12 protein-coding genes are annotated in these 11,729 nt (G+C 64.0%); 9 read left to right on the top strand and 3 right to left on the bottom strand.

Annotated elements, in window-relative coordinates:
• Positions 1-615 precede the first annotated feature (615 nt).
• The 6 genes from OXS31_RS10670 (at position 616) to OXS31_RS10645 (ending at position 5,815) form a co-directional block, all read left to right on the top strand.
• Positions 616-1,878, top strand: a complete 1,263-nt coding sequence (locus OXS31_RS10670; RefSeq protein WP_267398921.1) for an OprD family porin — start codon at positions 616-618, stop codon at positions 1,876-1,878.
• Positions 1,879-2,005: 127 nt separating this feature from the next.
• A complete protein-coding gene (locus OXS31_RS10665; protein WP_267398920.1) occupies positions 2,006-3,631 on the top strand; it encodes a methyl-accepting chemotaxis protein in 1,626 nt (541 codons plus the stop codon).
• Positions 3,632-3,908: 277 nt separating this feature from the next.
• Positions 3,909-4,121, top strand: coding sequence for a hypothetical protein (locus OXS31_RS10660; protein WP_037007037.1), 213 nt, complete (start codon positions 3,909-3,911; stop codon positions 4,119-4,121).
• A gap of 110 nt (positions 4,122-4,231) precedes the next feature.
• Positions 4,232-4,612: a response regulator gene (locus OXS31_RS10655; protein ID WP_007161706.1), complete on the top strand. Its 381-nt coding sequence runs from the start codon at positions 4,232-4,234 to the stop codon at positions 4,610-4,612.
• A 94-nt stretch (positions 4,613-4,706) separates the two neighbouring features.
• Entirely contained in the window at positions 4,707-4,952 is a 246-nt protein-coding gene (locus OXS31_RS10650; protein WP_027599369.1) for a hypothetical protein, read from the top strand.
• Complete coding sequence (locus tag OXS31_RS10645) at positions 4,952-5,815, top strand: formate/nitrite transporter family protein (protein WP_037007038.1); 864 nt, start codon at positions 4,952-4,954, stop codon at positions 5,813-5,815. Before OXS31_RS10650 ends, OXS31_RS10645 begins: the two co-directional genes overlap by 1 nt.
• Before the next feature lie 56 nt (positions 5,816-5,871).
• Here the strand turns inward: OXS31_RS10645 and fabI are convergent, their stop codons facing one another.
• From fabI to gloB, 3 genes are all read right to left on the bottom strand, one after another.
• A complete protein-coding gene (gene fabI, locus OXS31_RS10640; protein ID WP_027599367.1) occupies positions 5,872-6,672 on the bottom strand; it encodes an enoyl-ACP reductase FabI in 801 nt (266 codons plus the stop codon).
• A gap of 194 nt (positions 6,673-6,866) precedes the next feature.
• Entirely contained in the window at positions 6,867-8,501 is a 1,635-nt protein-coding gene (locus OXS31_RS10635; protein ID WP_027599366.1) for a lytic transglycosylase domain-containing protein, read from the bottom strand.
• 145 nt (positions 8,502-8,646) lie between these two features.
• Positions 8,647-9,426, bottom strand: coding sequence for a hydroxyacylglutathione hydrolase (gloB, locus tag OXS31_RS10630; RefSeq protein WP_267398918.1), 780 nt, complete (start codon positions 9,424-9,426; stop codon positions 8,647-8,649).
• Positions 9,427-9,509: 83 nt separating this feature from the next.
• Here gloB and OXS31_RS10625 point away from each other — a divergent pair, with 83 nt between their 5' ends.
• Genes OXS31_RS10625 through dnaQ form a run of 3 tightly spaced genes read left to right on the top strand, consistent with a single transcriptional unit; the run spans position 9,510 to position 11,496 of the window.
• On the top strand, positions 9,510-10,286 hold the full coding sequence (locus OXS31_RS10625) for a methyltransferase domain-containing protein (RefSeq protein ID WP_007161712.1): 777 nt from the start codon (positions 9,510-9,512) through the stop codon (positions 10,284-10,286).
• On the top strand, positions 10,279-10,743 hold the full coding sequence (gene rnhA, locus OXS31_RS10620) for a ribonuclease HI (RefSeq protein ID WP_007161713.1): 465 nt from the start codon (positions 10,279-10,281) through the stop codon (positions 10,741-10,743). The genes OXS31_RS10625 and rnhA overlap by 8 nt, the downstream gene beginning before the upstream one ends.
• 18 nt (positions 10,744-10,761) lie before the next feature.
• Positions 10,762-11,496, top strand: a complete 735-nt coding sequence (dnaQ, locus tag OXS31_RS10615; RefSeq protein ID WP_027599364.1) for a DNA polymerase III subunit epsilon — start codon at positions 10,762-10,764, stop codon at positions 11,494-11,496.
• Positions 11,497-11,729 lie beyond the last annotated feature (233 nt).

Here is an 11,729-nt window from a genome sequence, read left to right as displayed (position 1 = left end):
CGGCTGTTGGCGCTAAAAGCCTTGGTGTCTCAAATTTCCAAATTTGAATTTTGAGTGAAAGAGCGCCTTATTACTTGACTCATGCTGAAAAGAAAAAGCAGCATTATGCATCCCGTGTAGACATGCCCCTGTTGCCAATCGACTGCAAGGCGGTGTTCGTACAAGAGAACGCTCTAGCAATGAAGTTCATGTGACGACTGATTTCTACACCCTTGGTTGGGCAAGAGTACGAAAGTTTATGTGGCCCAGTTTGGCAAGGGCCTCAAGTTCTAGCGAAGGCTTGAATAAGTCAGCCTGCAACTCCGCTTTTTGGCGCTAAGGAACTGATGATTCTTATATCCGCAGTCTTTTCTTTCTGGTAGTCGATTCGCCAGCGCCATGACCTGATTTCAGAGTCCGTACTGGGGAGTGCGGACTCTCTTCAACGCGCATATCAAGCCACGCCGGTGCGGCTCTGCTTTCCGGCGCGCGTCTGGCTGCGCGTCTTCAACCACTAGTAGTCGCCGACAATGAATAGGGGAAGTTATGCAAAGCTCGCGTTATCAGAAAGGAGCTATATCCAATAGCCCTTTGACCAGTTTCAGCCGATTCTTCGGCCCCTGGACGCTTGGGGTCGTGGGCGGCTGTACGCTGCTGCTTGGCTGCAAGGCAGCCTTCGCCGAGGGCTTGGTTGACGACAGCAAACTGGTGCTGACGGTACGCAACTTCTACTTCAACAGTGACCGCGCCAACGGACGGGCGAACCAGGAAGACTGGACTCAGGGTTTCCTGCTGGACTATCAGTCAGGGTTCACGCCGGGCCCGGTGGGGGTCGGGGTCGATGCCTTCGGTTACCTGGGCCTCAAGCTCGATGCCGGCCCGGGGCGCCGTGGCACCGGTAACTTGCCCGTCCATGCCGGGAACGAGCCGGCTGACGAATATTCCCGTGCCGGCGCTGCGCTGAAGCTGCGTCTGGGCAATACCGTGGTGCGCTATGGGCAACAGGCGCCCACGGCGCCGGTGTTCGCCATCAGCACCAGTCGCCTGCTGCCGCAGACCGCCACGGGTTGGAGCCTGCTCAGTAACGACGTGACGGATCTGTTGCTGGAGGCAGGGCATTTCACCTCTTCCACCGATCAGGTCAGCACCAACCGCAACGGGGATCTCTGGGCCGGATACGCACGGCAGCGCGCCGATCACATCGATTTCGCCGGTGGCAAGTACAGCCCGGTCAAGGGCGTCAGCCTGTCGCTCTATGCGGCGCAGCTGGATGACATCTGGAACCAGTACTACGGCAACCTGAATCTGGTGAAGGCGCTGTCCGGCACCCAGGCGCTGACCTTCGATGCGAATCTCTATCGTACGCGGGATACCGGAGCGGCCAAGGCGGGTCCCATCGACAATACCTCCTATAGCCTGGCCACCGCCTTCAGCCAGGGGCCGCACACCTTCACCCTGGGCTGGCAGCAGATCCATGGTGATACGCCGTTCGACTATGTGGCCCTGGGCGACAACGACCGCCTCGGCGGCGGTATCTTCCTGGCCAACGCCGTCATGCTCTCCGATTTCAATGCCCCGGGCGAGCGCTCCTGGCAGGCGCGCTACGATCTCAACTTCAAGACGCTCGGCGTGCCCGGCCTCAGCCTCATGACCCGCTACCTTGAGGGCAGTGGTATCGATGGCCGTGATCTGCCGGCCAACAGTGCCTATCGCGGGCTCTATGGCGCCGACGACCACGAGCACGAAGTCGACCTGGAGGGTCGCTACGTGCTGCAGTCGGGCGCGGTCAAGGGGCTGTCGATCCGGGTCCGCCAGGCCTGGCACCGCGGCTCGCCGTCCACCGGCGGTTCGGTCAATCAGCTACGGGTCATTCTCGACTATCCGCTGCAATTGCTCTGACGCTACCGTCCTCCAAATGGACGCCGCAACCGCTGGCAAGCGGTTCGCGGCCGTCCGTCGCCCCTGGCTTAAGGGGGCACCGCTGCGCCGATATCCCTAATAGTCATTTTATCAGGGATACCCACCCATGAATCTTCGCAGCCTGAACGTCGCGCCCCGCGCCGTGCTGTTCTTTTCCGTGATCGTCCTGATCGTCTTCGCCCTCGGCGGCGTCGCCGTGGTGCAGATGGGCAAGCTGTACGATGCGGAACAGGAGGTGGAGACCAACTGGCTGCCGGGCAACCAGCTGGCGGCGAAGATGAGTGGCGGATTGCTGCGGCTGCGCCTGGAAAGCCTCAGGGCCACCACCACGCCGGATCCGCAGCTGCGGGCCCAGACCGTCGCGGCCTTCCCTGGCTATCGCGAGGCCTTCTTCACCGCGGTCAAGGACTACGAAAGGACCGTGGCCGACGCTGAAGATCGCCAGCTGTACGCCGCCGTGGTCAAGGGCGCCGAAAGCTACCGGACACTGCTGGATACCTTCGAACCCAAGCTGCGCGCGGGCGACAACGAAGGCGCCATCGCCCTGATCAACACCTCGATCCGTCCGCTCACCAACGCGCTGGAAAAGACCATCGCCGAGCTAAACGCTTTCAACGAGCGCGGTGCCAAGGCCGCTGGGCAGGCGGCCGGCGCCACCTATGCCAACGGCCTGCTCTGGGTCTATGGGCTGATCGGCCTGACCATAGCGGCCACCGTCGTGCTGGCCGCGCTGCTGATCCGCAGCATCACCCTGCCGGTGGGCGAAGCCCTGCGCATCGCCCAGCGGATCGCGCGCAAGGACCTCACCGAGCGCATCACCGTGGTCGGTCGTGACGAGGCTGCGGGGATGTTGCAGGCGCTGGCCCAGATGCAGGGCAATCTGCGCGACACCGTTTCCCATATCGCCGACAGCTCGACCCAGCTGGCGTCCGCAGCGGAAGAAATGACCGCGGTGATCGATGAAGCCGGGCGCGGTTATGTGCGGCAGAACGACGAGGTCAATCAGGCTGCCAGCGCCGTGACCGAGATGAGTTCGGCGGTGGAGGAGGTCGCGCGCAACGCCGCCGATGCGGCCAGCACCTCGCTGCATACCCAGACCCTGACCAGCGATGGCCTGGACAAGGTCACCTGCACGGTCCAGTCGATCGAGGCACTGGCGCAGAACGTGGCCAGTACCAGCGAGCAGATCCAGGCCCTGTCCTCCCGTGCCCAGGACATCAACGCCGTGGTCGAGGTCATTCGCGGCATCGCCGAGCAGACCAATCTGCTGGCGCTGAACGCCGCCATCGAGGCGGCCCGGGCGGGCGAGCAGGGCCGTGGCTTCGCCGTGGTCGCCGACGAGGTACGGGCGCTGGCCCATCGTACCCAGCAGTCGACTCGCGAGATCGAGCAGATGATCGGCGCCATCCAGAGCGATTCGTCGCTGGCCGTAAAGGCCATGGCCGAAAGTCAGCAACTGGCGGGCGAGTCCACCTCGGTCGCCCAGTTGGCCAATGTGTCCCTGGAACAGATCGCCGCATCCATCTCCCAGATCAACGACCGCAATGCGGTCATTGCCACCGCCGCCGAGGAGCAGGCCCAGGTGGCCCGCGAAATCGATCGCAACATCACAAGCATCCGCGACCTGGCGACCCAGAGCGCGACCGGAGCCACCCAGACCGCCAGCGCCAGCGCCGAGGTCTCCAAGCTCGCCACCGGACTGAATCGCGTGGTGCGGGAATTCGCCGTCTGACCTGGCAACTTCGCGCCGTTCCCGCCGAGCCTGGGCGAGAACGGCGCGACGCCTCCCGCTGCATCTTTGACTCGGTCACCCATGCCGCAATAGCCTGACTACTACCCGCCGTGCGGCACTCCTCCAGGCGGCGGCAGGGCCTCTGGCACGCCCGCTCGGCGCTGGCACACCCGCCAGACTGTCTTTAGTATCCCGTTACATCGCCTCTGGCATCCGGTAGAGAACGAATCGGCGCTTGGCCTGCCTAAACAGTGTCCAATCAACCCGGAGTCCTACCATGAACGCGAAGAAAATCTCTGCCCTGATGTTTGCTGGTCTGATCGCCGCCAGTGGCGCTGCCTTCGCCACCGAAGGTGCAGGCAATCCGCCGAAGGCCAACAGCGCCGGTATGGGCACCCCGGCGGGTCAGAAGACCGGTGAAGGCGCAGGCGCCGCTACCGGTGCTGGCAAGACCACGCTCAACGAGCAGGGCCAGAAGCAACAGCAGTAAGGTCGAAGGGTCGCTGGCACCGCCGGCGACCCTGAACCTGCGTCTAGAATGGAACTTTACAGGCCCCTTGTGTCCAAGGGAGCCGAGCGTGTGGGTACAGGGGTCAGATGGTGAGTGCGGAACAGAGCAAGGTTGTCCTGGTCGTCGAGGATGAGCCGCAGATTTTGATGATTCTTGCGGATTATCTTTCCGAACTGGGCTACACCGTCCTGCAAGCCCCCTCGTCGCTCGAAGCCTTCCGGATCCTGGCCGGGCGGCCACGGCTGGATCTGCTGATCACCGATTTTCGTCTGCCCGACGACGTGTCCGGCGTGATGATCGCCGAGCCGGCGCTCAAGCTGCGCCCCGACCTCAAGGTCCTCTTCATCAGCGGCTATCCCGCCGAAATCATCGACACCGGTTCGCCGTTGCTGGGCAAGGTCCCGCTGCTGACCAAGCCTTTCTCGCTCGAGCGTCTCCACCTCCAGGTGCAGAAGCTGCTCGGCGCCTGATCCTCGCTATAGCCACAGATCGTTTTCCTGCCTGGGCAGTCTATTGATCAGGTGCGACCAGTCCGGTCGCCTCAGGTTGGAGACATCGGCGTCCATGGCTATCAAGCATTTCGATCATCACGAAGCGATCTCGTCTGCCGTTCCGGCTGAACAGGGTTTTGAAGCGGTCATCGCCGTCAAGGCGCGGCGCGATGACGCCCGCCCGACCTTTCACAAGGTCGCCACCGAACGGCATTTCGATCTGGCCTCCGAGGCGGAAGAAGCCGCTGATGCCGCGCTCAATCGGGTGACGGAAATCGGCGAGAACGATGAGCTTCTCTGGGACGAGCAGGCCGTCTGATGAAGAGAGACCAGGAGCAGGGCGAAGAACCTCGACAGACCCAGGAATCCACTCCGGAAGATCCGGAGCTGAGTCGTGAAGAAGAGGAGGATGTCGGCGAGAGTCAGCTGCCTCGCGCGGTGGTTCTCCACGAGATCATCCGCACCCAGGGTGATCATGAACTGGAGCGGACGATCGCGGCGTTGTTCTGGTCGGCACTAGCGGCCGGTTTGACCATGGGCCTGTCGTTGATGGCGATGGGATTGCTCAATGCCAACCTCCCCGAGGGTGGCTACAGCAAGGTTATTGCCAGCTTTGGCTATTCGGCCGGCTTTCTGGCGGTGATCCTGGCTCGTCAGCAGCTCTTCACCGAAAACACGCTTACGGCAGTCCTGCCGGTGATGAGCGAACCAACGCTGCACAACTTTGGCCGTCTGGCCAGGCTGTGGAGCATCGTGTTGGTGGGCAACCTGATCGGTACCATCTTGGTGGCCTATGTGGTACTCCACCTGCCGCTGTTCGACGCCAAGACCGACGCGAAATTTCTGGAAATCGGCACCCATGTCATGGAGAACGACGCCTCGGCGATGTTTGCCAAGGGCATAGTGTCGGGCTGGATGATCGCTACCATGGTCTGGATGCTGCCAGCAGCAGAGAACGCCAGGATCTGGATCATCGTGCTCATCACCTACCTGATGGCCCTGGGTGACTTCACCCACATCGTGGTGGGTAGCGTCGAGGTGGCCTATCTGGTCTTCGCAGGTGAGGCGAGCTGGAGCGATTTCCTGCTGACCTTTGCCGGACCGACCTTGGCCGGTAACATCGTCGGCGGTAGCCTGATCTTCGCGCTGATCAGCCACGCCCAGGTGCGTAGCGATACCTGAACGCAAAAGGGCCGGCAAATTGCCGGCCCTTCGCAGTGATCAGGTAGCTGCCGCGATCACTCGTCGTCGTTCAGCTGACCCATGGCGGTGGTGTTGAAGCCACCGTCGACGTAGAGGATCTCGCCGCTGATGCCCGACGCCAGGTCGGAGCAGAGGAAGGCGCCGGCATTGCCGACTTCGTCGATGGTCACATTGCGACGCAGGGGCGTCTGACGCTCGTTGGCGGCCAGCATCTTGCGGAAGCTCTTGATGCCCGAGGCGGCCAGAGTGCGGATGGGACCGGCGGACACGGCGTTGACGCGGGTGCCTTCCGGGCCGAGGCTGCCGGCCAGGTAACGGACACCGGCCTCGAGGCTGGCCTTGGCCATGCCCATGACGTTGTAGTTGGGCATGGTGCGCTCGGCGCCCAGGTAGGACAGGGTCAGCAGGCTGCCGTTACGGCCGCGCATCATCTCGCGACCGGCCTTGGCCAGGGCGACAAAGCTGTAGGCGCTGATGTCGTGGGCGATCTTGAAGCCGTCACGGGTGGTCACGGCGGTGAAGTCGCCGTCCAGCTGGTCGCCCGGGGCGAAGCCGACCGAGTGGACGATGCAGTCCAGACCATCCCACTTCTTCGCCAGCTCGGCGAACACGGCTTCGATCTGGGCGTCGTCGGCAACGTCGCAGGGGAAGCACAGCTCGGGATTGGAACCCCAGCCCGCGGCGAATTCTTCGACGCGACCCTTGAGCTTCTCGTTCTGGTAGGTGAAGGCCAGCTCGGCGCCTTCGCGGTGCATGGCCGCGGCGATGCCGGAGGCGATGGACAGCTTGCTGGCGACGCCGACGATGAGAACGCGCTTACCGGCGAGAAATCCCATGGTTTTTTCCTCTTCTGTGTTGATTCCCGGGCAGCAGCCTTGGGCTGAGGTCCGGGTTGGGCAGGGCTCTGTGCAGGTCAGAGCGAGATCTTGGCCTGACTCCGCTAGGGGTCAGGCACGGGTGGGGCGGTAAGGTAGCAGGTCGATACCCGGGACAAAAGCGCTGGTTGACCGCTGCAGTGAGCGGTCGCGCCTCAGTTGAGGAACAGCGTCAGGGTCTGACCGGGGGTCAGGGCGGAGGCGATGCGCGGATTCCAGTCCTGCAGCGCCTGCACGCCGATGTTGTAGCGCTTGGCGATCTGGTAGAGCGAATCGCCGGCCTTGACCCGGTAGTAGGTGGGCGCGGCCTTGGCGGTCTTGGTCGTCTTGGCGGCGGCCTGGGTGGTCTTGACGGTATAGGACGCCGGCATCGCCACGGCGGTGGCGGTGCTGCTGCCCGTGCCGTGCAGCTTCAGGGTCTCGCCGACCTTGAGGCCGCGCTTGCCGAGATCGTTCCAGCGCTTGAGGTCGGCCAGTTCCACCTCGTTGGCCCGGGCGATGGACCAGAGGCTGTCGCCGGTCCGCACCTTGTAGGTGCGCACCACGGGCTCTTCGGCCACGGCGATGGTTTCCAGCGGGGTGGTGGTCTTGCCGGTCTCGCGCCGCGGGATCATCAATTCCCGGCCTGCGGACAGGCGGCTGCTGCTGCTGAGCTTGTTGAGGGCGGCGAGCTGCTCGACGCTCACGCGATTGCGCTTGGCCACGCTGCGCATGGTATCGCCGCGGCGCACCCGGTATTCCTGCCACTGCACCACGGCGTCGGGGGTGATGTTGGGCAGGGTCGCAACCAGGCGCTTGGCCTTTTCCGCCGGCACCAGCAGGTGCTTGGGGCCGTCCATGGTGACGCGCTGGGTGTAGGCGGGATTCAGGCGATAGAGTTCGTTTGCATCCAGGTCCGCAAGCTCGGCCACCCGGGCCAGGTCCAGGTGCTGCTTGATGTCCACCACTTCGAAGTAGGGCTCGTCCGGGATGGATTCCAGGGCCAGGCCGTAAGCGTCCGGGTTGCGCACGATCTGGGAGACGGCGAGCAGCTTGGGCACGTAGTCCTGGGTTTCCGGCGGCAGCGACGACAGATTCCAGTAGTCGGTGGGCAGGCCCAGCGACTGGTTGCGCTCGATGGCGCGGCTGACCGTGCCTTCGCCGGCGTTGTAGGCGGCCAGCGCCAGCAGCCAGTCGCCGCCGAACATGTCGTGCAGCTTGCTCAGGTAATCCAGGGCGGCATTGGTCGAGGCGGTGATGTCGCGGCGACCGTCATAGAAGCGGGTCTGGCGCAGATTGAAGTACTTGCCCGTAGTGGGGATGAACTGCCACAGCCCGGAGGCGGCGCTGCGTGAGAGGGCATTGGGGTTGAAGGAGCTTTCCACCACCGGCAGCAGGGCCAGTTCCAGCGGCATGTTGCGCTCTTCCAGGCGCTCGACGATGTAATGCAGATAGGGCGCACCACGACTGCAGGACTGCGCGAGGGCGGCTTCGTGGCTGGCGTACCAGAGGCGCTGGCGATCGATGCGCGGGTTGGTGCCGTTGTCGCCGGCGCCCTGCAACTGATAGCCGTCCCGTACCCGGTCCCAGATGTCGCCACTGGTCGCTGCCGCGGTCGGCGCCTTGCGCAGCCATTCCGGCGGGCGCTGGATCTTGCTGGGCGTCATGTGCAGATCGGCCTGGTAGGCACGATTGTCGGGCTGCTGATTGCTCTGACAGCCGGCGAGGAAGACGGCGAGGCAGAGCGCCGAGACTTTGAAGGAGGTGGCCAGCACGTCTATTTCGCGGGTTTTCGGCGTCGCTGGCGGCATCGGTCTGGGCTTTCCGGGAGCTGAAGGATGGGCGATTCTAGGAACCGCATCCCGGGGGGTCAAGGAACAACCCCTTGGCCTGTGACCTGTACGACGACCGAAAACCCTGGGTTTCAGCGCTCTGGCAGGATCTGGGCAATAGGTGTCAGAACGTGTCCTTCCAGCCGCGCAAGGCGGCGAAATAGGTATCCTCCGACGCCTCGGCCGGCACCGCGCGTTCTTCCTGCAGGCGTTGGCGCACGCTGCTTTCGCCGGTTCTCAGGAAGGGGTTGATCTGGCGTTCGCGGCCCAGGCTGGAGGGCAGGGTGGGGCGCTCGGCGTTCCTGAGTCGCCGGGTCTCGGCCAGGGCCTCCCGGACCGCGACATTGTCCGGCTCCACTGCCTCGGCGAAACGCAGGTTGTTCAGGGTGTATTCATGGCCACAGTAGATTTCGGTGGCGTCCGGCAACTCGGCCAGGCGCTGCAGCGAGCCGAGCATCTGGCTGGGCGTGCCTTCGAAGAGGCGGCCACAGCCGGCCGAGAAGAGGGTATCGCCGCTGAACAGCAGGGGCCGCTCGCCAGGGACATGGAAGGCGATATGGCCGGCGGTATGGCCAGGCACGCGCAGGACTTCGAAGCGCGTACCCAGCACCTCCAGTTGCTGGCCGTCGGTGAGCGGCAGATCGACCGCGGCGATGCGTTCGTCGGCTGGCGCGCTGACCCGGGCGCCGCTGCGCTGCTTCAGGGCGGCGATGCCACCGGTGTGGTCGTTATGATGGTGGGTGATCAGGATGTCGGAGAGGCGCCAGTCCGGATGGGCGTCGAGCCAGGCCAGGACGGGGGCGGCATCGCCGGGATCGACCACGACCGCCTGTCTTGTCGCGGCGTCCTTGATCAGCCAGATGTAGTTATCGTTGAAAGCGGGCAGCGGAAGGATGTCGAACATGGATGGGCTCTCTGGTCGGACGGCTGGCCCCTAGGGTAGCAGTCGGTGGAAGGGCTTAGGCTTCAGTATGAGAGGACCAGACGATGCACGATGAATTCTCCGCCCAGGTCGATCCGCGCTGGCTGAAATTGATGAGCTCGGCACGGGAATGGCTGGCCGGCCCGCTGGGCCAGTTGCTGCTGGAGCAGGAGCGGGTGCTGATCGACGAAGAGCTCAAGCGTCACTTTGGCAGCTATCTGATCCATTACGGTCCGCACCCCGAGGCGCCGGCCAATTGCGGCCAGCTCCGCCATGCGGTGCGCATCGGTCCGCCGCTGGGGGATGTCGACATCGTCTGCGAGGAGGGCGCCTGGCCGCTGGGTGAGCACGCCGCCGACGTGGTCCTGCTGCAGCACGGTCTCGATTTCTCCCTGGCGCCCCATCGGCTGTTGCGCGAAGCGGCTCTGAGCGTGCGCCCGGGCGGCCACCTGGTGGTGGTGGGCATCAACCCCTGGAGCCTCTGGGGCATGCGCCACTACCTGGCCCGGGATGCCCTGCGCAAGGCCCGTTGCTTTGGCCCCAGCCGGGTCGGCGACTGGCTCTCGGTACTGGGCTTCGCGCTGGAGAAACGTCGCTTCGGGTGTTATCGTCCGCCGCTTTCATCCCCCAAGTGGCAGCAGCGGCTGGCCTGGATGGAGCAGGGCGAGGCCGAACCCAACTGCGAACAGGCGGCGGGGGCGGGCTTCTATCTGCTGTCGGCGCGCAAGCTGATGTTCGGCCTGCGCCCCGTTCCCCAGGCGCGCAAGGAACCGCGTGGCAAGCTGGTGCCCATGCCGGTGGCCAAGATCAGCCGCCGCGAATCGAGTGAATCCAATGAGTGACGATATCGTCGAGGTCTTTACCGACGGCGCCTGCAAGGGTAATCCCGGCCCGGGCGGCTGGGGTGCCTTGCTGAAATTCAAGGGTGCGGAGCGCGAGCTCTGGGGTGGTGAAGCCAACACCACCAACAACCGCATGGAGCTGATGGCGGCCATCCAGGCGCTGGCGGCGCTCAAGCGCCCCTGCCAGATCCGCCTGACCACCGACTCCGAGTACGTGATGAAGGGCATCACCCAGTGGCTGGTGAACTGGAAGAAGCGCGGCTGGCAGACCGCCGCGCGCCAGCCGGTGAAGAATGCCGAATTGTGGCAGGCCCTGGACGAGCAGGTTCAGCGCCATCAGGTCGAGTGGCGCTGGGTGCGCGGCCATACCGGCCATCCCGAGAACGAGCGGGCCGACCAGTTGGCCAACCGCGGTGTCGATGAAGTCCGGCAGGCCAAGCAGGCCGCCAAGGCGTAACCAGCCAAGAGGTTAGCGATGAGATACGTAGTTCTGGATACCGAAACCACCGGCATGCCGGTGACCGATGGCCATCGAATCATCGAGATCGGTGGGGTGGAGGTCATTGGCCGGCGGCTGACCGGGCGGCACTTCCATGTCTATCTCAATCCGGATCGGCAGATCGACGAAGGCGCCATCGCGGTCCACGGCATCACCGACGAATACGTGGCCGACAAGCCGCGCTTCGCCGAGATCGCCGACAGCTTCTTCGAATTCATCGAAGGCGCCGAACTGGTCATCCACAACGCGCCCTTCGACGTGGGCTTCATCAACATGGAGTTCGCCCGGCTGGGCGCCCATCCCGAGCGGGCCGACATCACCCAGCACTGCTCGGTGCTCGACACCCTGGTCATGGCCCGCGGTCGGCATCCCGGGCAGCGAAACAGCCTGGATGCGCTCTGCAAGCGCTATGGCGTAGACAACTCCAACCGCGAGCTGCACGGCGCCCTGCTGGACGCCGAGATCCTCGCCGACGTCTACCTGGCCATGACCGGTGGCCAGACCAGCCTGTCCCTGGCCGCGCACGGCCAGGAAGGCAATGGCGATGGCAACTACGTCATGCCGATCCGGCGGCTGCCGGCCGATCGCCAGCGCACGCGCGTGATCAACGCCAGCAGCGCCGATCTCGATGCCCATGCGGCGCGCATGGCGGCCATCGAGAAGAGCTGTGGCCGGACCCCGCTCTGGCTGGCGGGCGCCGGAGCCGAATAACGCCTTCCTCCCTTCTCCTCAGCGCCCGGTCAGTGCCTGACCGGGCGTTCGCGTTCGTCCGAATAAGCTGAAAGACCTCACAATTTTCAGCTATTGTTCAACTAAGATGCTGCAGGCTGGTCATTTGAGCCCGCATGAAGCCTCGAATTTCGAATTGCGCGGAACTTTCTTGGTTCCTGAAAATCATATGACGATTCGGAATTATCGCTTCGCTTTTGTGGATTTACAGGTCT

This window comes from Pseudomonas sp. GM_Psu_1 (assembly GCF_026544185.1).
GTDB classification, from domain to species: domain Bacteria; phylum Pseudomonadota; class Gammaproteobacteria; order Pseudomonadales; family Pseudomonadaceae; genus Chryseomonas; species Chryseomonas oryzihabitans.
The sequence above is the reverse complement of the archived record's forward strand: the minus strand, read 5'-3'. Positions and strand labels throughout refer to the sequence as shown.

Bases quoted from the DNA above. Each gene is read 5' to 3' on its own strand.
- OXS31_RS10665 (WP_267398920.1), top strand. From the start codon at position 2,006: ATGAATCTTCGCAGCCTGAACGTCGCGCCCCGCGCCGTGCTGTTCTTT.
- OXS31_RS10660 (WP_037007037.1), top strand. From the start codon at position 3,909: ATGAACGCGAAGAAAATCTCTGCCCTGATGTTTGCTGGTCTGATCGCC.
- OXS31_RS10650 (WP_027599369.1), top strand. From the start codon at position 4,707: ATGGCTATCAAGCATTTCGATCATCACGAAGCGATCTCGTCTGCCGTT.
- OXS31_RS10645 (WP_037007038.1), top strand. From the start codon at position 4,952: ATGAAGAGAGACCAGGAGCAGGGCGAAGAACCTCGACAGACCCAGGAA.
- fabI (WP_027599367.1), bottom strand. From the start codon at position 6,672: ATGGGATTTCTCGCCGGTAAGCGCGTTCTCATCGTCGGCGTCGCCAGC.
- OXS31_RS10635 (WP_027599366.1), bottom strand. From the start codon at position 8,501: ATGCCGCCAGCGACGCCGAAAACCCGCGAAATAGACGTGCTGGCCACC.
- gloB (WP_267398918.1), bottom strand. From the start codon at position 9,426: ATGTTCGACATCCTTCCGCTGCCCGCTTTCAACGATAACTACATCTGG.
- OXS31_RS10625 (WP_007161712.1), top strand. From the start codon at position 9,510: ATGCACGATGAATTCTCCGCCCAGGTCGATCCGCGCTGGCTGAAATTG.
- rnhA (WP_007161713.1), top strand. From the start codon at position 10,279: ATGAGTGACGATATCGTCGAGGTCTTTACCGACGGCGCCTGCAAGGGT.
- dnaQ (WP_027599364.1), top strand. From the start codon at position 10,762: ATGAGATACGTAGTTCTGGATACCGAAACCACCGGCATGCCGGTGACC.